The sequence below is a fragment of the Chlamydia sp. 04-14 genome (assembly GCF_036632095.1).
Taxonomy (GTDB): Bacteria; Chlamydiota; Chlamydiia; order Chlamydiales; family Chlamydiaceae; genus Chlamydia.
Genome location: NZ_JAPYKW010000001.1, coordinates 44,662 through 68,291 on the forward strand (window position 1 = coordinate 44,662; position 23,630 = coordinate 68,291).

A 23,630-nucleotide genomic window follows, 5' to 3' on the forward strand; every position below is an offset into this window, starting at 1 on the left:
TCTTACTTATGGAAACAATCCCATAAATACGTAGTTCCTGCTTTTATCTCCATACTTTCTCCTAAGCAAATCTTAGAAGAATTTACTAGCTGCTTCTTTTCCCATTGTCGTAAACGACAATGAGATAATTCTGGAGAGAAACCTAAAAGTAGAGGCGTTGCTTCCTGAGCATACAAACAAACACGACGGATTGTCTTTTTACTCCACTCCAAAGAGAACTTTCCTATTCCCTGAAGATACACATTGACGAACCTCCCACAGGGAAACTCTGGAGGTAAGGAGGGAAGGATTTCTACAATTTCTCGATCACGAAAAATAAAGAGATCACGCAGCATAGCCATGCTATAGACAAGCAATGCAAAAGGAATATTCTCGCGTATAGTTTTTTCAGGAAGCTCATTAAGAATTCCCTGATATTCAGTATCGTATACCCTGGGCAAAAGATTCTCAGAAAACCCTGCGAGATATAAAGAAGATAATGCTGAATAGATCTCCATCTTCTTTCTTGCTTGAATCTTTTCATAAGCATCAACGAATAAGATCCCACTTCCCTTCTTTAAATACTCCTCACCTCTTGAAGAAGCGGGAGTAAGAGAACTAAGTCGTAGCAATAAAGGAAGAACCTCTTTTAGATCCCTGCGATAGCGAATCTTATGTAGATCTGCGTGTTTATATACCCCTAAAGAAAGTAGGGGTTCTGCGGAATCTGCACAGGGTAGATGCCCTTTCAAAGAATCTACCTTTTCCCCGGAAGGAAGAATGTAGTATTTATACTGCTCAGAAGCAACAGTTAAACCTCCACGATGCAAATCTTGGAAAACAGCAAAGCGTTTTAAAGGTCCCTGAGCGTCTACGTAACCTTCATTAAGAAGTTCATGAGAAGCTGAAAATACACGCCATAACGTAGGGAATATCTGAGCATAAAGCTCAGATCCTGGAATAGGCATAAATGTTCCTGGGATCAACGTATAAGGCTTAAAACTCTGAGTTATTTTAATCATACACGTTTTCCTTTAAGTACATCTTCTTCGACAGCATCTATACATACATCTATTAACGTATTCACAGCTACATTACGATCTGCAGGAAAGCCTACCATATCAAAATATGGAGAATGACCGTAGGCTATCCCCTCATCAATTCTTTCAACAAGTACAGAAAGCGTTTCTCCAATACGCTGCGCCATCTCCTTATGGGCAACTTCTTTTGCCACACGAGCAAGGTGCTTCTTTCTTTCATTAATTACAGACTGGGGTAGTTGAGAAGAAAACGTGTAAGCCTTTGTTCGTTCTCTAGGACTGAAAGGGAAAATATGTACTTTGATAAAACCCACATCTTCAATAATCCGTAGGGTATCTTCAAAATCCTGATCTGTCTCACCCGGAAAGCCGACAATGACATCTGTCGTGAAAGCATATTTAGGATCCACAGAACGTAAAGCATCTACACAATCTAAAAAATCACTTCTTGAATATTTGCGATTCATGCGTTTTAAAATCGCATTAGATCCCGATTGCAAAACGAGATGCGAAGAATGGCATGTATGTCTTCCTGAAAGCAAAATATCTCTAAGATCTTCCTGAACATCTTCGGGATCTATAGAAGAAATCCGTATTCTTTCTATACCTTCAATCTCGTCTACCTGACGGATAAGATGTGCTAAAGACTTTCCCTCATCTTGATAATCACCAACGTTAATTCCAGCAATTACAACTTCTCGGTACCCCTGAGAAACTAATCCAGAAATCTCCTCAAGGATTTCCTGAATAGGTCGTGAACGTGATCTACCACGCAAATAAGGAATAATACAATACGAACAAAAGGAATTGCACCCATCCTGAACTTTAATGAAAGCTCGAGATTTCCCCTCAAAACTACGAATACGAAACTCAGGAAGATCTTGAATAGAAGGGAAAATCTTCTCCATTAATTGATGTTTTTCCTTATTGGACACAAGAAGGCATTGCCTTTCTAAAGAATTAAAAAATTCTTTATCAGCTTCTCCTAAACAGCCTGTAACGACTAAGAAAGCATCGGGATTCTGTCTACAAACTTGACGTACAGCATGACGTCCTGAACTCTCTGCAGATCCTGTAACAGCACACGTATTGACAATACATAGGTCACAAGGCACCTCAGGATCGGTAATTTCGCGATAGCCTAAGAAATTCAGCTGATCTCGATAACTTTGAATTTCATATTGATTTACACGACATCCTAAACAAACAAGCTTAAACGTTCCCTTTACTTCTACAACTGTCATAAGTTTCTAGTGAGATCTGAAAAAAATAAGAAAACAGTATTCTAAAGTATCCCTACTTTTACTCACTAATCAAAGATTCTCTTTTTCTTATTAGCCTGTAAAAAACTTCCTAGAAAAATCTAATCTTCTTTTTTCTTTTGAGAAGAACGAGAAATAAACGGTTGGTACTTCTTCTCCAATTCTTTTGGTAAATAACTCTCTACAATTAAAATATCATCTTTACAACGATGTGAAAGTACTAATCCTGCATCATAAAGCTCGGTAAATTTCCCATAGTCTTTATAAGAAAATTTTAATGTTACTTCGGGGCATCCTTCGGTAATAATATCTGTCATTACTTCAAGAAGATTTTGAATCCCTTCTCCTGTTTTTGCAGAAACTAACACAGCACGTGGGGATAATAAACGAAGCTTCGTGGATGCTTTACCATCAGGAAGCTCATCGATCTTATTCAATACTGTAATAATTTTAGGATGATCAATTCCCAATTCTTGTAATATTGCTTTCGTTGTTTCTATATGCTCAAAAGCTAGGGGATGTGAAGCATCGACAACATGAAGTAAAACATCTTCATGTAAAGCAGCTTCTAAAGTGCTTTTAAATGCTGCAACAAGAGTGTGGGGTAATTTACGGATAAATCCTACTGTATCTGTAACGAGAACACGCTGCCCGCTGGGAAGAATACATCTACGAGTTTTAGGATCTAGAGTAGCAAATAGTTTGTCTTCTGCATAGGTTTCTGCAGATGTTAAAAGATTCAATAACGTGCTCTTTCCAGAGTTGGTATAACCAATCAAAGCAAACGAAGGAATTCCGCGTTTTTCCTTAGCCTTACGACGCTCTTTCCTTTGCTTTTCTACGGTTTTAAGATCGGAAGTTAATTTGTGAATTCTTTCACGAATCATCCTTCTATCGAGTTCGATTTGTTTCTCTCCCTCTCCTTTAACAAACCCTCCGCCGCTACTACCTCCTGATTTTTGACGTGATAAGTGACCCCACATTCTTTTTAACCGAGGAAGAAGATAACGCGCACGTGCTAACTCTACTTGAAGTCCTGCTTCTGCTGTAAAAGCACGACTAGCGAAGATCTCTAGTATCAACTCTGTACGATCTAAGACAACAAGACCTAAACGTTTTTCCAGATTTCTCTGCTGTGAAGCTGTGATCTCTTCATCAATTATCAATGTGCCAATAGTAGGAAATTCCTTTAGAATCTCTTCTATTTCTAAAAGCTTACCCTCATTTAAGTATGTTGAAGATGAAGGCATACGTAAAATCCACGAATGCGTATCTAAAACTGTGATATCACAAGATTCAGCGAGAGAAACTAACTCATCACTATGTTCCTGGACATTTTTTTGATCAGCTTTTCCTGTATAACAGGAAACTGCTAAAGCTTGAGAAGGATCTTGCTCTTCTCTAGGAAGAGAAAAACGCCATCCTAAAGCGCTCTCACGACTCTTTTTCTCTTCTTTAGGCTTTTTTTTCATTATCTATCCTTATAAAGACCAGGAAACTTCCATACCATCATAAGCACACACCTTATCAGAATAATCTGCGAGCTCTTTTTGTAAATTATGACTAATATGCGTGATTATTAATTTCTTCGCTCCTACATAAGACGCAAAATCTTCCGCCTGACTCATAGTAAAATGTGCATGTCCACGTCCGTAAAAAGCTGGAGGAGGCTGACTAGGAGAAGCTGATAAAATTAAAGTTTCTACACCAGAAAGATAACTGAAAATTTCCTGATCATATCTATTCATATCGGTAAGATACGCGAGATTTCCAAAACGGTATCCCATAACCTCACAAGATTTCTGATAATAGGAAACGTAAGTATAGGGAAGATCTAAAAATGTATTCTCACCATAGGCTTCATTTAAAATAGTGAAATCTAAAGAAGCGGAAAGAGTGGCATCGCCACCTTGGGGGAAAACAATATACTCACGAGACTTACAGAGATATTTATAAGTGTATGCGGAAAGGACAACAGGAAGGGAACGTTGATGCACCACATACCAAACACGCAAATCGTCAATACCTCCAATATGATCGTAATGAGGGTGGGTAAGGAGTACCCCATCGAGTTTTTGAATGTTATTTTCTAACATCTGTTGTCGAAAATCTGGACCAACATCAATAAGAAAATTCTTCCCTGCCCACTCAATAAGCACTGAAGAACGCAAGCGTCGTACTTGTTTTCCTGCACAAATCTCACAGGAACAAAAGGCAACGGGAATCCCTTCGGGATTTCCTGATCCTAAAAAGGTTAATTTACCTGATGAAAAATCTCCCTTAATCTCTTTCTCCACAGACAATCCTCAGCATATTGGCAAAAAATAAAATTGTAGCTGTCTAGAAAATTAAGAAAAAGAAGAAGCAGATTCAGAAATAGGTAGAGGAATCGCTGGAGGAGGAAGAGAATTGTTAGCTAATATAGGATCCAACAAATGACATGATGGGGGAAAATCTGTAAGCACAACATACTTTTCTGTACCATCTTGAACATGAACAAGTTCACAACGTTCTGTATAATCTTTTGAAAGGCTTAGCCATTCCCTTACACGCGCCCGTGAAAAATAATTAAGAATGGCTCCAACTAAACATAGGATTAAGCCAACACCTAATAAAATGGCTGGGAAACACCAATGATGTAAACCAGGGATTACAGGGGAGGAAACAATCACACCAAGAATAATTCCTGAGAGAAATAACACTCCTCCCCCAAGAAAACTCAATAAAGAGCAGATATCTAGATTACGCACTCGAAAACATACATTGCGCATTTGCTCACGAACAGCAATAGCATCGGCATCTTTAGGATGCAACCCCCACAATGTTGTCAAAGGCCCTGAAGAATATGTCCCCTTAATCGGATGTTCTTTACACCGCAAAATAGGAGCCACACCACTAGGATGACCATCACCACCCACGACAAGGACAGAAACCTCACTGGGTTGCACAACACTCTCACAAGAAGAACAGTAAAAATGCGTGTTAGCATACTGAGCGCTATCCTTGAAACCAGGATAACACGGGAAGGAACCAAACATACACAGCCCCTTAAAATAATCAGGAAGAAAAAATAACAAAAAGAACAGAAAAGATCAAATTATAAGAGTTTATAAAAATATACGAATTAATTTTATATAAGATAAGAAACTTAAGAAATAAAAATCAGAATATAAATTTAAAAAGAAAATTACTATTTAAAAGATAGATAAGAAGAATCTTCTAAACCGAAGATTCTTCTTAACAAAAAACGTTAAAAGTTTTTTTGATCCAAACCCCATTTCTTTTCTAGCTCACGAATGGTTCCGTCTGCTTGTAGCTCATCCAAAACCTTTTGGACTTCCTTTACGTGTTCAGGACGATCTTTCGCAATTCCTAAGCCACAACCTAAAACCCACCAATCTTCAGGAAGATCTATAGTTGTCGTATATAAGTCAGGGAACTCTTTCAATACTACACGAGCAACCGAAGGTTCAAGAACAGCTACGGGAGATTTTTTACAACCAACTTCCATCAGCACTTCTAAAGTACTGTCGAAAGAACGCACACAAACCCCAGGTAAAGATAATAGGTAGTCTTCATGGAAAGTTCCTGTTTGTACGGCAACTGAGGAATATCTAGATAGTGGAAGAACATCTTCTTTCCCTATGGGTTGTTTGGACACAATGGTCAACTCACAAACACCCTCTCCATGATAAGGAATCATAGCAATTTCTTTTTGACGCGATCTGGTAATCGACATTCCCGCTAAAATGGCATCTATACGGTGTTTTTTCAAATTTAGGATTAATGCGTCAAAAGAGAATTCCATGACTTTCAATTGCTTATCTAGCCTTTTGCTAATAGCTTCGGCTAGATCCATATCAAAACCCACAACCTTGCCGTTTTCATCGATAAATTCAAAAGGTGGGTAGGTTGCATTCGTCCCTACTATCCAAATTTTATCCCTCTCAGTAGAAGAACTGCAACCCACTAAGAGTAAACAAAATACACAAAACAAGGCTCGGAGGCAAAAAGTAAACTGTTTCATAAAAACTATGCTAGAATAACTAAAAATATGCTATACTTTACATAGAGAATAATAAATCATCAAACTCGAATATGCTTTTAAATTAATTGACATCGATAGCGAGTAAGTATGTAGTTATATAAAAAAATTCAATTATGAGCTCACCATCCTCCACTCCTCCTTCCTGCCCTCCTCCAGGAAGAAATAATCTTTATCATTTACAAACCAATCCACAAGATCCTTTGTGTATCAGGGCCCTGCGTCTGGTAGCCTATGTATTGCTGCATATTATTACCTTAGGCCTTCTTTTGCTTTTTCACTATTGCTCACACCATGCAATAGAAGAGATCACTACACCCGTTATTCCTGTGCAACCACAGCAATCCCCAACACAATCTCCGGGAGCCTCCCCTACCTCTCCAAGGAGAGGGCCAACACCTCCTCCACAACCAGTAGAGACAACGCCTCCTACAGTTCCACCAGCGGACTCTCTTCCAGCAATACAAGCACCAACTCAACCCGCTACACCTCCAACGATACCACAGCCAGCAGACACAACACCACCTGCTCCAGCACCCATTACGAAAGCTTCTCTGGATCTTCCTCCCACACTGCAGCCAACAGATACCACGCAGCCTCCTACAGTTCCACCAGCGGACTCTCTTCCAGCAATACAAGCACCAACTCAACCCACTACGCCTCCAACGATACCACAGCCGGTAGACACAACACCTCCTACGATTCCACCCGCGGACCCTCTTCCAACAATACCAGCGCCGACAACTCCCCGACCGGTAAAAGGGTTGCCTACTTTAAGCGAGATTTTAGATCGCACGCAAAGGCTAGGGGTCTTACCTCCGGGTGTAGACCGAAAATCCTTAGAAGCTATGGCTAATTTTAATGAACAAGGGTTAGCTCCGAATAGCGCGCGTTTAACTATCACACCAGCGCAAATTCTTAACCCCCTATTCGTAGCTACATATCCTAAACGCATTAAATCGAACTTCGCAAATATAATGAAAAATTGGGCAGACATTATAAAGGAAGACCAAGCAAGTCCTCAGGCTGAAAATACCCAAGTCGCTCATCTATTGTTAAATCAATTAAAGCACTTAGATGCCAACTATTATCTTGTCGATGTCCCAGGAGACGGGAACTGTTTCTACCGTTCTTTCTATATAGGCTGGATATGTTCTTTAAACCGATCTGCCAATCCTCAAGCATTCGAAAACGAGGCTCAACGTATTTTAGGGCTACCTTTTGCGCAATCATCAATAAGGAACCGCTTGTTATCCGAGCAAATGGCTCGAATTATTCACTCATGCCAAGGCTATCAAAGTTTCAAGGATCTTTACGATCATATTCTTCTTTCTCCTTTGCATACGCCCGTGGCTATTTCTTATTTAAAAAATCTTGCTCTTTTCACCATGGATGAAAACCGTATAACAAGTATGGGAGGAGAAGAAAACGTTCGTGCTGTAATCTTAAGTCAGATGACAGAAGCTCCAGAGTTGTTAGCGGATTCTTTAAGGAAGATTATCCAAGTAGAACCATCTAGTCCTATTTTAAATCATATCTTCCGCGGCAATACATTGCCGGTTATAGAAGCTGCAAAACAGGGAGAACTTGCTTTAGAGTTCCTATCGCAATTCCTACTCAATGATCAAGATATTCAACAACTACCCCAGGAACAACAGCAGACAGCCGCGCAATTTCAAGCATCATTAAATAAGCTTATGGATACCATGTCTACCGTCTTAGTTGCTGGAAATTTAACTGAAGCAGATATTGCACCCATAATACAAAATTTCCCTCAAGAAATTCAAGGACACTACCAGAAATTCTCTCGCGCTATTGCTGCAACAAGACCCGACATTCAGCTACCTACACAGCTAATTCTTTTTTCTTTCCTTCTTTCTCATCCTTCGTGTGCAGCAAATAACAATCTATGTTCTGACTTCCTAAGACAAGCGAAAACCGTATTTACAAGCCTTTTGGGAGATAATCAAACCCTAACAGAATTTTTAGGATGGCACGGAGAAAAAGCTGCAGCACTTAACGCAAAGTTGCAAGCCTGCTGGTCTCAGAAACAGGCTGGAAGTCTGATTGAGACTGCCCTTGCTCTCTGTGATGGATTCAAGTCTTCAGGAACCATTGTACAATTAGGTTTCACCTATAGAATCATTGCTAAATTAATGCAAGTTACGCCGCAAACTCTTCCTGAAGCACAGTTAAGAACTACTTTAGACACTATTTTGGATTACATTAACCAAAGTGAGAGTTTAGGAACATCATATCTTGAAATGAGCGCATCCCCAATATTTGCGGGATCAGAACTAGAAGCTTCAGCAAACTCTCAAGATAAGGTATATGCAGAGGGAATAAAGATGTTCTTCTTCCTATTGCAATACCCTTCCTTACTTCAAAATCAAGCTACAGAAAATGCTGCAAAGCAAATTATGTTGCTTTATCACCCGCATCTACAACAAGCGTTGCGAAAGAATACGAATTCTCATCGCGTTTTATCTACAGGAGGAAGTATTTTCGGAACCTTCTGCTGGTCTGGTCCTGTATTTGGAAATGACGTTAATACTCAAACTATTGAAGCAACTCTATCTTTCCTAGTTAGAGACCCTACAGCTCTTTCTCTTTGCCAAAGCATGAGAAACGATTTCTTCCAAACTATGGATTTGGGGAATCCAGCAAAAACCTCCGCCTTACTTCAAGATGTACAGACAAACTATCCTGAGCTATGGGAAAACTTTATTCAGCATCTAGATATAGTAGGGCATAAAACCACTCCTCAAAATGCTAACAGACCGTTCAGTCAAACACTTAGTTCGGACATCTTACTCTATAGCTTCTTGAATACACATCCTCAGATTTTAGATAATAATACAGAATTGACAACCAGATTAACTGCTTATATTACTGAGCAAACAACCCGAATTAAAACGAGTATTGTGGACAACTTTGATCGCTGGGTTGTATTGTTCTGGGCAAACTTTGAGAAAATAACCACCTATAATAATTTGCAAAGAGCCTTCCTATTTTCGTTAGTACGCCGAGGAAATGCATACCCAGAAGCATCTCAATCCTTCATCCATGACCTGAGCAATATGGACCTTCGAGATCTTATGCGTATGTTTAACTCAGTAAATACCCAAGCAGAAGATGAGCATATTTCGGCTATTTCTTCCGCTTTAGGCTCTCTAGCACTCTGTCAATATTTAGCAGATGGAAGTTTAACACAAACTGTACGCCAATTGACACCGCTGGCAAATAGCTACGGGTTCTTCCAGGGAGGCCTCACCCCAGAACAACAAGCACAGATTTTTGTTCTGCGTGCTGACAACCATTACAACTGTTTATTACCAAAAGATCCTAACGATACTACAAGAGTAGGAAATACTGGAAATCCATAGAATCAATCATAAATTAAGGGAAGCTTTCTTATTCTTACGACCACCTATCCTCTACCTCACACACTAAAACGATCCCCTAAAGATCCAAATACCATTCTTCCCCTATCTTCGGAAATATCCGTAGGGGAGGGCAACCCTCTCCTCATTGCAGGTCCATGCACACTAGAAAGTTATGAACACACAGTAGCCATAGGCCTTACTGCTAAGGCAGCGGGTGCTACCGTATTGCGAGGATCAATAAGGAAACCTAGAACGAGCCCTTACACCTTCCAAGGGTGGGAAAAAGAAAGAGTTATCTGGCATAAAGAAGCTCAGCGTATTCATGGATTACTCACAGAAACGGAAGTTTTAGACGTCCGAGATATAGAGATCACAGCAGAAAATGTGGATATTCTTCGTATAGGGGCAAGGAATATGCAAAATTTTGTTTTACTTCAAGAAGCTAGCCAAAGTCACCGCCCAATTATCCTCAAACGTCACCCCTCTGCAACCATAGAAGAATGGCTATCCTCAGCTGAATATCTCCTCAACTCTCCGACATGTCCCGGAGTAATTCTTTGTGAGCGCGGTATACGTACTTTTGAAATGTCCACACGTTACACACTAGATCTCAATACCGTTGCCCTACTTAAAGAGATTTGTCCTCTTCCAGTAATTGTTGATCCCTCTCACGCTGCAGGAAAACACTCATTAGTAGTGCCTCTTGCAAAAGCTGCTATGGCTGTGGGTGCTAATGGATTAATGATAGAAATGCATGAATGTCCAGAAAAAGCTCTTTGTGATGGGAAACAGCATATCACTCCCAAAGAACTTACGGCTCTATTCTCCTCTATAAGAGAAGAATACGCTGATACTATGTACCAAAATATTGAGAATTAAAAAAAATCCTCTCATCCCCTATTCAATCTTTAGAAAAGATCTACCTAACCTAGCCCTGCTTATAATTAAATAGAATTAATTTTTAAAAACAATTTAAATTGAAATCGATAATATTAAATCTATTTTAAAAGAAAAATTTAGATTTTTAAATAATTGAATTGAAAAATTTTGTTTGTTTTAACTATTGATTGCCAAACAACAATGAAGAAATAAGAGTATTTTCTTCATGGAGGTATATGGTAACACAAACATGCAAACTCTATCTTTTACAATGTCTATTTTACGCTTTATACTGGCTGATTTACTATTGTAGAAAATTACTCAGAGGCATCCCCGACCATCCCGATGAACCTTTGTTCCAAGCCTTCTTATCCTCTCTTATAGATCTTCTTTCTAGCTTAAAACAACTCCCGAATTCTGATGTAAGATAACCTAATTAATGAAACTCACCTTCTTGTTGAAAAACAAGAAGGTGAACTCAGAGAATATTCTTATTCGCAAGATCAAATTAAGATCTATCTAGAAAAAGACTAAGCTTTCCCCTCCGAAAGCTTTCTACTATATACATAGAAAATTTCAACAAAGACAAATGCTAGCAATGAACATAACCAGGAAATCAAATCTCTAGAGAAAGGGATGGTGATGAAATATCCACAACTATATACGCCTCCGCCTATAAGAACCGCTGCCCAAGCTGCTGCAGAACTAGCTTGATAACGTGTGAGAAGGGCTGCACCTATCGGGACGGAAAGACAACATACTGAAAGGCTATAACTTAATATCAGCAAATCTACGATATTACTAAAGCCCATAGCGGTAAGAGGCGCTAACACAGCAATAACACAAATTAAATAACGATAGTTTATCGAAGATATCTTAGGGACCTCTTCACTGACAAGCTGTGCAACAGCACTGATCAATGAATCTGCTGTAGAAAGTATTGCTACACCAATTGCAGCTGCCATAACAGCTGCTAGTGATGGACCACTAATATAGGCTACAGTATCAATAAGCACGCAACCCTGAGCAATACCAAGTCTTGCTCCTAAAGATCCTAAAAATAAAGGGATAAAGTTGAATAAAAGAATTACAATCCCTGCAAATATTGCTGCCCATTGCAAACGTCGTGGTGATGATGCTGCTACACAACGTTGTGCCATATCTTGTTCAACAATCATGAATACCATGGGCATGAAAATCCATCCTGGAAGCTTACTCGTTGGTAAAGGCTCGAATGTAGAGTTAGAAAGTATGGGGGTAAACTCAGAAGAGCCATACCAAACAGAAATAGCGCAAGTAATCACAGCAATAAGAAGGAAAATTGCTTGAATGATATCTGTTCTTACTACTCCTCGAAATCCTCCTGTGGATGTGTAAAACACTAATGTAATCCAAAAAATAGCTGTTAGATACTTACCATAAGTAAAAACACTGAACAGTTTATCTAAAGCAACAATCTGTGCCACAAGAATAAAAAATAAGGATAGTGCCGAAAGAAGAAAGGCTATTGTGCGTAGCTTTTTTGACTTATAAACACTTTCAAAAAGTGTCACAACAGTGACAATAGATCCTGAAGCCAATTTCCTTCCGGGACCAACACCAAGTAGTATTAATCCTAAAGCCACTCCTAAAGGGTACAAGATCACCATGTAACCATAACGCGCAGCTTCTTCAGCAGCACCCAATAAAACTCCGCCACCAATTTGGGTAGCAATAAATGTCATTGTTAATGAAAACGTTTTTAAACTTCTTCCTGCTAGGAAATATCCCTCACGATCTTGAACCGTAGAACTACCTCTACGACCTACAAATAAACAAAAAGCTTGAACTCCAAGCAAACAACCTAAAAATAATCCAAAATTCATTTCGAAACTCTCAACTGTAAAAAATAAATAGGCCGAAGAGCAACTGTCAAAATAGGACAGAAACAATACAAATCTTCAGCAAAAAAATTACTTTAAAAAACAGTTTAGATTCGATGGAGATAGCGACCGGAATACCGAAAGCTTAAAGAAAATAAAGAAGCGCGAAGCATTTTCAAAGAAAAAGACGATGTTTGCATATCTAAAAATCCTAGCGCTTTAGACTTTCATATAAATGTAAAACAATTACTCTTAAAAATCTATAAAAACTTATAGATTCTCTTTGTATATTAAAAAATATAGAAAAAAATCTTTATTATTTTAAATAAAAGAAGAAAGAAACAAATTAAAATTAATTTATGAAGAATAAAAACATTAAAAAGAATTCTGGAATTTATTTAAAAAAATTTATTTATAATATTATTCATCTTGTAGATGGTTTTTTAGAAGCTCTAGAAAAACAGTGTAAATCTTTATTTTCTAAAGAAGAGTGCGATAGTGCTCTATCTTCATTGATTGAAGAGTTACAAAAGTATAAAGAAAATCTAGATACTGTAGCTAGCGATCCTTCTAATCCTTTGGATAATCTAGTCAAGCTGACGGAAACAGATCTACTTAAATAAAGCAAATAAAGCCCCTGCCGCCGCGCTGCGTAGCGAAGGGGTTTCATGATAACAGCATTCTAGAAGAAAATCCACAGCTTCTGTGTTCTCAGAAAACGCTATACCTTCTAAAATAGCGAGTTTATCTTGCCATCGACTTTTAGGATAAAGACCCTTGGCTTTATATAACGACTCGTTATTTTTTTTCTGACATAATGCAGCTAATGTGGACTCTAATTTAGAAGAAAAACTCTTATCTGCTGTCCATACTTGTGCAGATTGTTCATCTCCTTCTTCCCAAAATACTCCTGAAAAAAAACTCCATCCTTGCTGCTGACGGTTGGAAAGAAAATCTTCTGTAACTTTCTTTACATTACTATATTTTGCCACCGCCAATAAACGTATCAGCTTTCTACTAATTTCCCTCTTTACCATATCAAAATATAGAGGGAGAGCAGCGCTTTTAGGATTCCATTGTGAATCCCAAAGAAATTGTTCTATAGCCCAGCACATTTCAGGATCACAGATAAAATCAGCAATGACATCTCCTGCCTTTTCTATATTTGTACGGCTAACAAGAAGTAAAATCGCAAGATTTGCTGCTGCTTTTCTAGAGGTGACAATATGCAGGTAGTTATTAGCAAGATCTTTTCCGCGTATCCCTAAGGAACACACCGCAGCAGAAGCTGCTTCACAAATAGAAACAAAAGGAGATTGCAAACCTTTAACTAAAAGTTCCTCTCCTAAAGGATCTCCCTGAAGGTACAATATTGCTGCTGCTTGCAAACGAACTTTAGGAAATGGCGAAGTTTGCGCAATATGGCGCACTTGGTCAGCAATTTTCCTTGATTCGCAGCTTACCCTACGCCCACAAGCTAAAGCCGCACGCAGTGCTGTTTCCTGTATTTCAGGATACTGAATAGATAACAAATCTAAGAGGACATCTTCATCTTTTCCATCTCCTTCGTGACGCAAAAGCTCACAGGCAAATAGTGCTTGGTCCATATCTTCTTTTACTTTAGATCCTGTGAGCAGTTGCGGGGTAAGCATCAAAGATGCTTTCCACGCTTCCCGACGCTCCTCACCATCAATAAGCTTATTATTTGCTCGTTCTTGAAGATAGGGCAACAACTCCTCAATGTCTAACATTGCAGCAATCTGATATGCCGTTATCCGCACCTGCATGGATTCATCATGACGAGCAATCTTATAAACAGCATCTTTTAAACTCTGTGTTCCATATTGCAAGACGACCTGCAAAGCTAATGTGCGCACCACAACACTATCATCAGAAAGACTAGATAATACCAAGGGAACTAAACGAAAGTCTCTAGCGAGCCCTATAGCAAGAATACTGACAGCACGAACTGTCATCGAAGGATGTGAGATGCCATCACAGAGAATCTGTTGAGCGAAATCTTCTAACGTATCGCGATCTTTAGCAAGCTGTGGATAGTGTTGACAACACTTATTAAATTCTTGGCTCCAAGTTGCATAATCCTTCCCTTGTGCGAAGGCTTTCAAAGCAAGACGTATTTCGGGAAGCGTGCACTCGCAAGAAGACAAAAGAATCTTAGCTTCCTTGATAGCTTCAGGAAAATCATGAATGAGCAAATGTTGGCGTAAAGACTGCGATCCTTCTGCCACATGTGTAAATAAACAGAGGAAAATTAAGCAATAGCCCCTAAAGAGCTTCCACCTAAAAGATGAATATGTAAATGGAATACGCTCTGCCCCCCTTCGATACCATTATTGATCACGACACGATATCCATCAGCAATACCAAAAGCTTCTGCTAATTGCTGAATAATCTTCCCCGCCTCAGCAAGCAAGGGAAGATCCTCCTCTTGCATATCTTGCACTCTTTCGATGTGCTTCTTAGGAATGATTAATAAGTGAACAGCAGCCTGGGGAAAACGATCTTTAATAGCTATAAAATTCTCATTTTCAAAAACTTTTTCGCACTCTATTGAGCCTTCGATAATTTTTTCAAAAATGGTCATACTAATCCTCGATTTTCTAGTACCAATTGCAGGGCGCGTTGACAATGTTCCTTGTTATCCCAAACAGATAAAAATAGACCCTTATGACAAAAAATTGCTCCAGGAATACCACTTACCTTTTCAAGATCCCTACCAAGAAGCCCTGCCCAGCTTTCTGGGAATGGTACACGAACTTCCATCCGTCTATCTAAGGTTGGAGGGATTCCCCTAAGAATCCATTGATCGCAGGCTGGGAAACACACAAATGCTGCGGGATGTTGTTCTCCGCCTAAAAAAAAGAAATTCTCCTGCCACGCTAAAGGACGATCAAAAAATAAACAGAATTCATCTTTTTCCATAGCAGATCTGACAACATCTCTACACATGCGATCGTAACGGAATTTATTTCTCAAGCGCTTCAGTAAATCTATAGCAAATTTTAATGCGAAGAAGAAATCTGCATCTGAAGAATTCCTGCCTTCTTCAGGATTATATATTTTAATAATATCGGAAAAAGAACAGAAGCCTTCTTTTGAAAAGAATCTTCCGTTATCTTGTTCATCAACACCATGAATCAAGGTTTGATTTAGAAAATGATATTCTTCTAAATCGATAAGCCTTTGCTCTTTAAGATAATCTAATATCATGCCTGCGCTACTCCAAGATCCTTCATAGGATACTTGGTGATGATCAAATCTTTTCTGATCTACAGAATAAATTCCGCCAACATCACACACATATTCACATTCTGCGAGTTTCTCAGGATTTCGCGTACGGATGATCTTCCCTTCATCAACAAGATCAAACAAAATAAGCAATGCACACGCTGTGACCTCATCAGCATGAAAAGAACCGTCGTGTGTACCAACGCTTCTTGGAATTCGCATATTTTCCATCCTTTTTAAAAACCCTCCATTGTATCCAGAGAAAAATAATTCTCAATCGCAAAGACGTTTCTTTCCGTTTTCTTAAAAATCTTTTTCATCTAAAACAAAACCTTCGAGCTAGAAAAGCCGATTTTTTTGGAGGATACATGTATAATTTATTCCACAGGAACCATGATGCGACTTCTCCTGATGGGTATCTAACCTCTCCTTTGCGCATGCTTTCGCCGAATGTCTATGAAGGAGAAATAGAAATACTAAATATCCCCGAGTACTTCTTGGGTTTTCATTTACCTCAGCACTGCTTACATCTCAATCTAAAAAGCTCACTGGCACAGTTAGGCGTAGATGCCAAGATCAAAGAAGCTGAGCTCAGTAAAGAATGCTCCCGAGCCCGTCTATTACTACAAATTAGCAGTCACGATCCCGTAGCCTCCGTTATGCTTACCCTATTAGAACCTGGAGATTACATTGCGAAATTATTTTCTTCTGATGATCGTAGACTAGTGCGCTCTCCACAATACCTAGAGAGAATGCTGAAACATACGGATAAATCAGGCATGCCTTTATTATGTTTTGGCAAAAAATTAGAACACCTAATTTCTTTAGACGTTATCGATGATCGTCTTGTCGTCTCTCTTCCTACCCTTCCTGGAGTGATTCACTATGATCATAAAATTTACGGCCTACTACCTCTAATAGGAAAAGCATTAGGTCAACCCAATATGAGAATAAGAAATTTCCTTTCTCTGTACCAACATAAAGTGGATCGTGAAAAATTACCCCTGCGTGACCGTATACTACTTATAAAAACTGAACCGTTGCATATTCGCACGGTGTTTGCTCGCGTTGTAGACTCTCTTCTTCCTGAAGGAGTAAAACATACTGCAGCAAATATTTTAGAACCCACGACACAAGAGTCTGGAGATATTTACGAGTTTTATGGAACAAGTTCTGTCCCTGTAGAAACAATTCCTTTAGAATTTTTCACTATTGAGCCCTATAAAGAACACTCTTTTTTCTGTTATCGTGATCTACTAAAATCCTCTCTAGAATCTGAACCATGTATTTTTGACATTTTTGAAACTACACCAGGCACCCAAGAAAAAGCCGCAACCTTCATCTCTAAAGGTAGTGAAATTTCAGAACTATCACAAAATTCTTGGTTAGTCGGTTCTGCGAAATCCTTGTATGATAAAACAGAACCCTATCCTACAAATCTGCAAGAATACATAGAAGAACAACCCTGCTTTCCTTTCCTCCAAGCTATGGAAACAGGACACATCACAAGTCAAGGAGTACTTTTCTCCAGATACTTTCCTTCTGCCTGTCTCAAAGGTATGTTACTTTCTTACCATGTAAATTATTATCTAAAGCAAATCTATTTCCAAATACCCTCCTATACCTATGGAGAATATTTCTCTGAACATGACCGTTCATTACTTATGGACTTATACTTTGCAGGGATCTCTACATTCTGGGTAGATAAAGTCTCTAAACGCGTTTTACAATATGTAAAACGTGGTGGGAAAGATTCAGGAATGTTTGTTCCTACTCAACGTGTTCAAGAGTTTCGTTCTGCCTATTTTATTGGTATTCATGGCTCTTGTATCGTTTCAGAAGGTTATAAAGAAGATCTCCGTGCATTTTTAAAAGGAATACACGATCTTACCCAGGCTCTGCCTATTCCTGGATTCCCTCCAAAAACTCCCTTAGCAATTATGACGGGAGGCGGCCCAGGAGCTATGGCCATAGGGAATGAAGTCGCTACAGAACTAAATCTTCTCTCTTGTGGTAATACTGTAGATTTTGAGCAATCTCCAGGAGCACACCAAGCTGCAAATCCTTATACACAAGCAAAAATGACCTACCGGCTCTCTTCTTTAATCCAACGTCAAGAACACTTTCATGTAGACCTTGCTCTATTTGTTACCGGAGGCATGGGAACAGACTTTGAATTTTCTCTTGAACTCATCAGTATAAAAACAGGAAAGAAACCTCCTGTTCCTATATTCCTAATCGGGCCGGCATCCTATTGGAGAGAAAAGGTTACCCCTGCATATCAAAGCAACTGCAAAGCAGGAACAAATCGCGGTTCAGAATGGGTAAGTAATTGCATATTCTGTATTTCTACTCCTCAGGCGGGAATCGAGATTTTCAGAAGATATCTCAATAATACATTACCTATAGGACCGGAATACCCTCCCTATCCTGATGGATTCTTAGAGGTGTGATTTAGAAGCCGTAGGTTAAGCGAAAGCCGTAGTAATTACACGGCTCTCGCACAAATTGACCTTCTTTAGAAAATCCCTGGTGGTACTCAACAAACGCACGGATTTTCCTGCCTACATCACGAAATTTTGACCATTCCATACCTAAAATATAGGTTTGATCTATACCAAAACGCTGCTCTTCCCAAAAACGAAAGTGCATAGCAAAAATAGGTTGTGCGTGTAAATTTCCTTCTCGCAATCCAAAAGGACGTAATTCTGCTCCTGCCTCTATGTATAAAGGGCGCTCAGGAAATGTCAGATCTCGACTGATAATATAGCCTAGACCTCCATAAAGACGCAGCTGCGCATTATAGCGTAAAGAAGCAAAGAAATCGATTCCCTCATCACTAAGATTAAATCTTGGAAAATTCGGATGAGCCAAAAGAAACTCGTCCCCTAAATGTGAGGAAAGATGCCAAAGGCGCAAACGGAAACTCCATTTATCTACAGCAAATCCTAGTAGACCCGCGACGAAAAAGTCAGAGTTTACCATGCACGAATCAGGATGATCTAAATCAAAAACAGAAAAGACACCACCTTGAAGACCAATATCTAAATCCCCATGAAATCTAGAAATATCGAAAAGACGTAGGAGAATAAAATCCCCACCAAAAATAGCAGAACCCACGCGATTTCCGATGACCTTCTCGTTAAAACGAATTCCGGCGCTATTTGTTACCTGACGGGGATCAGCAATTAACGGAGCGAAAAGTATAGTATTTTGCGGCAACCACACGCCCTCTTTACCACAGACAATCTCCGTTCCTAAAGCTTTCTGCTTTGGCAATACAGGACAACCCTCTCTATAACGATTGTAACATTCTTGATATGAACTATCACAAATCTCGACAGCAGTGATGCAGGGTAAATCTTTAATGAAATCTACAATCGCATTGGAAAGGACTGTATCCACAGGAAGGGAAAATACATAAGCAACGTTATCTTCAACAACTACCTGAGTACAGCTATCTAAAAAATGCATATCTACGAGAGCTTGTACATACCCCGTAAGATAACAGCCATTTCCAGATTCTTGGATATTTTCTGGTAACTGATCTGAGCGAGTAACAGCTTTTCTAAAACTCTCACAATCAGGACAACGTGCAGCTTCTTGAGCTACAGTAGTTAAACAAGATGAAAAATAGCAAATAAATACTACGCTGCATAAACAGCAGCTATAACGTAACAGTCTTCCCATGGTATCCACAATCTATAGAAAGAGCTGATTTATTTAGCAACAATCGAACGTAGATTCAAAAAAATCTATCTTATCAAATCGATCTCAAAAATATCCTGAAAGGAATATGTAACTCATAACCAAAGACTCGGCAAGAACAAGAAAAAATAAGACAAAAGAAACAAAAGCTGCATATTTTGAGAGCTAAAACTTCTCTTATGAAGAAGATAAACACAAAAATAATTCTTTTAACAAAGAGGAATTAAATTAATTAAAGTTAAAAAACAGCACGACAAAAATATAAGAATATTTATAAGGAAAAGAACGAGTTTGGAATACTTAAATCACAGGAACAGCCCGCCTGTGACTCCTCTATCACTCCTAAGCTTGTGATTCTAAACGTAAATTTAGCATCACGAAAAAAAAGAAAACTTTCCCTTTCCCATCCAGTTACTCCAGTTAACTGGGTGGGATTTTTATATAAAAAAAGCCACATCCCAATATTTTTAAGATGCAGCTTTTCTACAAAACGAAAATCTAATCAAACGTCAGAGCGTCTATTGTTCAAGAGGCTTGCCTTCTTGATCTGCCCAGCGGATTCCACCCTTACCACCTGTTTTAGGCCCTCCAGATTGTTTAAGAATCCCCTTACTTTTCTGCTCTCGTATGCGCTCAGATTTTCTTGTTCCCTCGGCTTTAGGAGCATCTCCACCGGAAGCCTTAGCTTTGGGGAATATAAACTTTTCAGAACTCACTTTGGTTAAATCCGGGCTAAACTTATACCCCTCATTTTTACCATCTGTTTTTGCCTTTTGTTGTAAACGTGCGGATTTCCTTGTTCCCTCAGCTTTAGAAGGACTAGATTTTCCAATTGGTACTTTAGCTCTAGGGATTGCTACTGGTTTCTTATTCCCTTTTATAGCACCCAAATCTGGGCTAAAACTAGATGAACCTTCATCTATTTTAACTTCAGGTCTAGGAATTTTGAAAGGTTTGCCCAAAGGCTCAGGCGTATACATATCTTGCTTTCTCTTACCTCCAGGAACTAGTTTCCCAACCCTAGCTTTTGCTTCTTTAGCAAGATTTCTCATTTTTATTTGTTCTGGAGTTTTCTTCTCCTTTTTACCACCAAGCTTTTCTTGAATCTTGCTCTTTACTTGCCTTGCAGTGGCAGCTATTTTTCTTCCAGCTCCACTTACGGCACCCCCTACGGCAGATCCCGCTCTTTCCCCAGTTTCTTTAATTTTCTGACCCAATCCTAACACCTTAGCAGCAGCTTCATGAGCTTTCTTCCCACCCGTTCTGCCTATTCTAGATTCGAGATATCCCGAAGCACCTCGCACACCTTTTTGTCCACGAATCGCACCTCTTCTTGTGAATCTTGAACCTCCCCCTACGCCACGAAGAGGATCGTCTTTATTATCTTCGGGGCCACGAGATGGTCCTGCAGCAGAACTTCCGTAAGGGTTAATTGGATTCATAATTAAACCTAAAAAAATCTTTTTAATATTTAATTAAATTATAAAACTTATTTTGAAAATAAGAACCAATTAAAATGCTAAAAACAATGTATTTAATAATAAATTAAGGAATCTTAATGATTTTTCAGAGGGAACGACTTACATTTCTCTAGTGGATCTTAGATAACGAAGAACGTTTGTTTTAGAAAAAACAGAAAGGTATATGAAAAAAGCAGAGCCTTTTTTAAGATGTCTGACATATACCACAGATAACGAAAAAACGCGATGCGAAGAAATAGTAACTTTTCACAATTAGAAACCAACTATCTTTTCTCTGGTATTCGTCAAAAAATCCGTACTTTTCGTGAAGAATTTCCAGAAGCTTCTATTATCGATCTATCTATAGGGGATACCACTCAACCACTACATACGTCAGTCATTGATATCTTTACAAAATCTGTACAGAAATTAGGGAATCCGAAAACCTACCGCGGTTATGGTCCTGAGTTAGGCCTGCCAGCTTTAAGAGAGAAACTCTCTGAGGTTTTCTATAACGGGAAAATTTCTCCCGAAGAGATTTTTATCTCAGACGGAGCAAAAATGGATATTTTCCGTCTACTATCCCTATTCGGTCCTGAGAAAACTGTAGCCATCCAAGACCCTTCCTATCCTGCATATATAGATACAGCACTTCTTGCAGGAGCTAAAAAGATTGTTAAACTTCCCTGTACAAAAGCAACTAATTTCTTTCCTGTGATTCCTCAAGAAGAAGTCATAGATATTTTCTGTTTATGTTCTCCTAACAATCCTACAGGCACTGTATTAACTAAAGAGCAACTGAAAGAACTTATTGCCTATGCTAACTCTAATAGAAGTATAATTCTATTTGATGCTGCCTACAGCGCATTTATCTCTGATCCCTCCCTACCAAAAAGTATCTTTGAAATTCCTGAAGCACGCTCTTGTGCTATAGAAATTAATTCTTTCTCTAAGTCTTTAGGATTTTCAGGAGTACGTTTAGGATGGAATGTAGTCCCCAAAGATCTTCAATACAGCGATGGTCTTTCTGTAATTCGTGATTGGGAACGTTTCCTATATACAACATTCAATGGAGCTTCTTTACCTGTTCAAGAAGCCGCAGTTGCCGGAGTTTCTTTATTTCCAAATTTAGAAACTATCGCGCATTATCGCCATAATAGTTCACTTTTGCGCGAGGCTCTAAAAAAAGCTGAATTTTCTGTATACGGTGGCGAGCACGCTCCCTACCTTTGGGTTGAAGTCCCCGATATTATTCCTGACGAAGATTTTTTTGACTTTTTCTTACACCAGTATCATATTGCCATCACTCCTGGTAAAGGATTTGGCGCGTGCGGAAAAGGTTTTGTTCGCTTTTCTTCTTTAGGAAAAACAGAAGATATTGTTGCAGCTTGCCAACGGTTAACTCTAACATCTGTATATGATAGAATGGTGTTGTCACTATGATTCTTCGTAAAATTGCTCAATATACTTTCTTTCTTTCTATTGTCTGTTCTTTTATTTCTGTAGTTGTTTCTTCACCAAACCCAGAACAAGGATCTCCTAAAGTCGCTGTATTCTTATCTTTTTCCCATTCAATACTCGAAGATTGTAGTCAAAGCTGCATAGATGTTTTAAAAACATTAGAAAATTCTCCAGAAGTTCTTGTTGTGAACGCTGAAGATAGCGTTGTTAAAGCGAGGAAACTCGCTCGCACGTTACATAGTGATCAAGATGTTGTAGCTATTGTCACCCTAGGTTCTATAGCAACAAAAATTATGAGCCAAATCGAAACAAAAAAACCGATTATCTATGCTGCCGTTCCTGAAGGAGAAACATTGACTTTCCCTAAAAAGCAAACAAATATCTACGGTGTTAATGATACTCTAGATATCAATCAATGCTGTTTTGCTATACAAGCAGTAAGAACAAATGCCGAATCTTTAATCTATATAAAACCTGCTGAACCCTTTCCCTCAGCATTGCAAAAAGAAATTGAGAAGAAACTCCATGCATCAGGAATCGCTGTTACAGAAATTACTGTAACACCTGCAAATTTTAAAACACGTATCCAACAGGCTATCGACAAACATCCTTCTGCTATCTTTATTCCTTTTTCCTCTTTAGCACATAAACAAAGAACGACATTTATCGAAGATATCCTTAAAGAAAAAATCCCCGTAATTACCGATGATTTTTCTTTAGTAGCTGAAGGAGCATGCGTTGCTTGTGGTGTCGATTTTAAAAAATCTGGGAAACAAGCAGCCCAAATGGTGTATCATTTACTCAATAGACACCAAGATATCGAGGGATTACGTAAAATCATCGCTGAACCGCTACCACAAACAACAACATTCAACGAAGATGTTATCCGCCGTCTAGGTTTAAAAATCAACAGAGCCGAACGCAAGCAATTCCGTTCTATTATCTTTAAAGATAATAGAGATAAGAAAGCCGCTGTAAAAAGTGATAAGCCAGAGGCTGAAAAAACTTGTAGTCCAGCTTAAAATCTACATTCTCGCCAACTAGAGACTATAGACTCCGTAGCCTTGGGTAATAGAAGTCGCTTTTTCCTGGAGGTCTCCCCTGAAATCAACGTAACATCACGTTTAGGAAGAGATAAAGTTTTGGCTAACAAAGCAATCACTGCTTCGTTAGCCTTTCCTTTTTCTGGAGCTTCGGTGACACGTATTTTCAATACTTCACCTTCAAATCCGACGATTTTATTTTCTTTAGATTTTGGGGTAACTTTTACCTCCAAAATCCAATATTCCTCATTCAAGG

Annotated in this window: 20 protein-coding genes; 7 read left to right on the forward strand and 13 right to left on the reverse strand. The window is 38.9% G+C overall.

Annotated features, from left to right (window positions below; genetic code table 11):
• Positions 1 to 2: 2 nt before the first annotated feature.
• The 6 genes from O6937_RS00090 to O6937_RS00115 form a co-directional block, all read right to left on the reverse strand.
• Positions 3 to 1,001, reverse strand: a complete 999-nt coding sequence (locus tag O6937_RS00090) for a hypothetical protein (RefSeq protein ID WP_213240453.1) — start codon at positions 999 to 1,001, stop codon at positions 3 to 5.
• Entirely contained in the window at positions 998 to 2,263 is a 1,266-nt protein-coding gene (gene mtaB, locus O6937_RS00095; RefSeq protein WP_213240451.1) for a tRNA (N(6)-L-threonylcarbamoyladenosine(37)-C(2))-methylthiotransferase MtaB, read from the reverse strand. The genes O6937_RS00090 and mtaB overlap by 4 nt, the downstream gene beginning before the upstream one ends.
• Positions 2,264 to 2,382: 119 nt before the next feature.
• Entirely contained in the window at positions 2,383 to 3,753 is a 1,371-nt protein-coding gene (hflX, locus tag O6937_RS00100) for a GTPase HflX (RefSeq protein WP_213240449.1), read from the reverse strand.
• A gap of 9 nt (positions 3,754 to 3,762) precedes the next feature.
• A complete protein-coding gene (locus tag O6937_RS00105) occupies positions 3,763 to 4,578 on the reverse strand; it encodes an MBL fold metallo-hydrolase (protein ID WP_213240447.1) in 816 nt (271 codons plus the stop codon).
• A gap of 51 nt (positions 4,579 to 4,629) precedes the next feature.
• The gene (locus tag O6937_RS00110) at positions 4,630 to 5,319 is read right to left on the reverse strand and encodes a hypothetical protein (RefSeq protein WP_213240445.1); all 690 of its coding nucleotides are present in this window, start codon (positions 5,317 to 5,319) and stop codon (positions 4,630 to 4,632) included.
• Positions 5,320 to 5,531: 212 nt separating this feature from the next.
• On the reverse strand, positions 5,532 to 6,308 hold the full coding sequence (locus O6937_RS00115; RefSeq protein ID WP_213240443.1) for a transporter substrate-binding domain-containing protein: 777 nt from the start codon (positions 6,306 to 6,308) through the stop codon (positions 5,532 to 5,534).
• Between the two features lie 134 nt (positions 6,309 to 6,442).
• Between O6937_RS00115 and O6937_RS00120 the strand changes: the two genes are divergently transcribed.
• From O6937_RS00120 to O6937_RS00130, 3 genes are all read left to right on the forward strand, one after another.
• Positions 6,443 to 9,712, forward strand: coding sequence for a hypothetical protein (locus O6937_RS00120; RefSeq protein WP_213240441.1), 3,270 nt, complete (start codon positions 6,443 to 6,445; stop codon positions 9,710 to 9,712).
• A gap of 30 nt (positions 9,713 to 9,742) precedes the next feature.
• A complete protein-coding gene (gene aroF / locus O6937_RS00125; RefSeq protein ID WP_213242049.1) occupies positions 9,743 to 10,591 on the forward strand; it encodes a 3-deoxy-7-phosphoheptulonate synthase in 849 nt (282 codons plus the stop codon).
• Between the two features lie 236 nt (positions 10,592 to 10,827).
• On the forward strand, positions 10,828 to 11,022 hold the full coding sequence (locus tag O6937_RS00130; RefSeq protein WP_213240439.1) for a hypothetical protein: 195 nt from the start codon (positions 10,828 to 10,830) through the stop codon (positions 11,020 to 11,022).
• 99 nt (positions 11,023 to 11,121) lie between these two features.
• Here the strand turns inward: O6937_RS00130 and O6937_RS00135 are convergent, their stop codons facing one another.
• Positions 11,122 to 12,456: a sodium:solute symporter family protein gene (locus tag O6937_RS00135; RefSeq protein WP_213240437.1), complete on the reverse strand. Its 1,335-nt coding sequence runs from the start codon at positions 12,454 to 12,456 to the stop codon at positions 11,122 to 11,124.
• A 356-nt stretch (positions 12,457 to 12,812) separates the two neighbouring features.
• Between O6937_RS00135 and O6937_RS00140 the strand changes: the two genes are divergently transcribed.
• Positions 12,813 to 13,076 (forward strand): hypothetical protein, encoded by a 264-nt coding sequence (locus O6937_RS00140; protein ID WP_213240435.1) that lies wholly within the window; start codon positions 12,813 to 12,815, stop codon positions 13,074 to 13,076.
• Here the strand turns inward: O6937_RS00140 and O6937_RS00145 are convergent.
• From O6937_RS00145 to O6937_RS00155, 3 genes are read right to left on the reverse strand one after another with little or no spacing between them, the layout of a single operon-like run.
• The gene (locus O6937_RS00145; RefSeq protein WP_213240433.1) at positions 13,065 to 14,702 is read right to left on the reverse strand and encodes a HEAT repeat domain-containing protein; all 1,638 of its coding nucleotides are present in this window, start codon (positions 14,700 to 14,702) and stop codon (positions 13,065 to 13,067) included. The two genes, O6937_RS00140 and O6937_RS00145, sit on opposite strands and share 12 nt — an antisense overlap.
• A 23-nt stretch (positions 14,703 to 14,725) precedes the next feature.
• Entirely contained in the window at positions 14,726 to 15,058 is a 333-nt protein-coding gene (locus O6937_RS00150; protein WP_213240431.1) for a histidine triad nucleotide-binding protein, read from the reverse strand.
• Positions 15,055 to 15,924, reverse strand: coding sequence for an MYG1 family protein (locus O6937_RS00155; protein ID WP_213240429.1), 870 nt, complete (start codon positions 15,922 to 15,924; stop codon positions 15,055 to 15,057). The genes O6937_RS00150 and O6937_RS00155 overlap by 4 nt, the downstream gene beginning before the upstream one ends.
• Positions 15,925 to 16,070: 146 nt before the next feature.
• On the opposite strand from O6937_RS00155, the gene O6937_RS00160 reads away from it, so the two are divergent.
• Positions 16,071 to 18,155 (forward strand): LOG family protein, encoded by a 2,085-nt coding sequence (locus O6937_RS00160; protein ID WP_213240427.1) that lies wholly within the window; start codon positions 16,071 to 16,073, stop codon positions 18,153 to 18,155.
• Position 18,156: 1 nt separating this feature from the next.
• Here the strand turns inward: O6937_RS00160 and O6937_RS00165 are convergent, their stop codons facing one another.
• Together O6937_RS00165 and O6937_RS00170 are read right to left on the reverse strand one after the other, a co-directional pair.
• Positions 18,157 to 19,392: a DUF1207 domain-containing protein gene (locus O6937_RS00165; RefSeq protein WP_213240425.1), complete on the reverse strand. Its 1,236-nt coding sequence runs from the start codon at positions 19,390 to 19,392 to the stop codon at positions 18,157 to 18,159.
• 536 nt (positions 19,393 to 19,928) lie between these two features.
• On the reverse strand, positions 19,929 to 20,852 hold the full coding sequence (locus O6937_RS00170) for a hypothetical protein (RefSeq protein WP_213240423.1): 924 nt from the start codon (positions 20,850 to 20,852) through the stop codon (positions 19,929 to 19,931).
• A gap of 264 nt (positions 20,853 to 21,116) precedes the next feature.
• Between O6937_RS00170 and O6937_RS00175 the strand changes: the two genes are divergently transcribed.
• Both O6937_RS00175 and O6937_RS00180 read left to right on the forward strand, forming a co-directional pair.
• Positions 21,117 to 22,313: an LL-diaminopimelate aminotransferase gene (locus tag O6937_RS00175; RefSeq protein WP_213240421.1), complete on the forward strand. Its 1,197-nt coding sequence runs from the start codon at positions 21,117 to 21,119 to the stop codon at positions 22,311 to 22,313.
• Positions 22,310 to 23,353 carry an ABC transporter substrate-binding protein gene (locus tag O6937_RS00180; protein WP_213240419.1) on the forward strand — a complete coding sequence of 348 codons (1,044 nt, stop codon included), beginning with the start codon at positions 22,310 to 22,312 and terminating at the stop codon, positions 23,351 to 23,353. The genes O6937_RS00175 and O6937_RS00180 overlap by 4 nt, the downstream gene beginning before the upstream one ends.
• Here the strand turns inward: O6937_RS00180 and O6937_RS00185 are convergent.
• A complete protein-coding gene (locus tag O6937_RS00185; protein WP_213240417.1) occupies positions 23,350 to 23,628 on the reverse strand; it encodes a DUF167 family protein in 279 nt (92 codons plus the stop codon). The two genes, O6937_RS00180 and O6937_RS00185, sit on opposite strands and share 4 nt — an antisense overlap.
• Positions 23,629 to 23,630: the final 2 nt, after the last annotated feature.

Excerpts from the sequence above, each read along its gene's own strand:
- O6937_RS00135 (WP_213240437.1), bottom strand. The coding sequence starts at position 12,456 with ATGAATTTTGGATTATTTTTAGGTTGTTTGCTTGGAGTTCAAGCTTTT.
- O6937_RS00115 (WP_213240443.1), bottom strand. The coding sequence starts at position 6,308 with ATGAAACAGTTTACTTTTTGCCTCCGAGCCTTGTTTTGTGTATTTTGT.
- O6937_RS00175 (WP_213240421.1), top strand. The coding sequence starts at position 21,117 with ATGCGAAGAAATAGTAACTTTTCACAATTAGAAACCAACTATCTTTTC.
- O6937_RS00130 (WP_213240439.1), top strand. The coding sequence starts at position 10,828 with ATGGTAACACAAACATGCAAACTCTATCTTTTACAATGTCTATTTTAC.
- O6937_RS00160 (WP_213240427.1), top strand. The coding sequence starts at position 16,071 with ATGTATAATTTATTCCACAGGAACCATGATGCGACTTCTCCTGATGGG.
- O6937_RS00110 (WP_213240445.1), bottom strand. The coding sequence starts at position 5,319 with ATGTTTGGTTCCTTCCCGTGTTATCCTGGTTTCAAGGATAGCGCTCAG.
- O6937_RS00180 (WP_213240419.1), top strand. The coding sequence starts at position 22,310 with ATGATTCTTCGTAAAATTGCTCAATATACTTTCTTTCTTTCTATTGTC.
- O6937_RS00090 (WP_213240453.1), bottom strand. The coding sequence starts at position 1,001 with ATGATTAAAATAACTCAGAGTTTTAAGCCTTATACGTTGATCCCAGGA.
- hflX (WP_213240449.1), bottom strand. The coding sequence starts at position 3,753 with ATGAAAAAAAAGCCTAAAGAAGAGAAAAAGAGTCGTGAGAGCGCTTTA.
- O6937_RS00170 (WP_213240423.1), bottom strand. The coding sequence starts at position 20,852 with ATGAATCCAATTAACCCTTACGGAAGTTCTGCTGCAGGACCATCTCGT.
- O6937_RS00165 (WP_213240425.1), bottom strand. The coding sequence starts at position 19,392 with ATGGGAAGACTGTTACGTTATAGCTGCTGTTTATGCAGCGTAGTATTT.
- O6937_RS00155 (WP_213240429.1), bottom strand. The coding sequence starts at position 15,924 with ATGCGAATTCCAAGAAGCGTTGGTACACACGACGGTTCTTTTCATGCT.
- O6937_RS00120 (WP_213240441.1), top strand. The coding sequence starts at position 6,443 with ATGAGCTCACCATCCTCCACTCCTCCTTCCTGCCCTCCTCCAGGAAGA.
- mtaB (WP_213240451.1), bottom strand. The coding sequence starts at position 2,263 with ATGACAGTTGTAGAAGTAAAGGGAACGTTTAAGCTTGTTTGTTTAGGA.
- O6937_RS00140 (WP_213240435.1), top strand. The coding sequence starts at position 12,813 with ATGAAGAATAAAAACATTAAAAAGAATTCTGGAATTTATTTAAAAAAA.
- O6937_RS00150 (WP_213240431.1), bottom strand. The coding sequence starts at position 15,058 with ATGACCATTTTTGAAAAAATTATCGAAGGCTCAATAGAGTGCGAAAAA.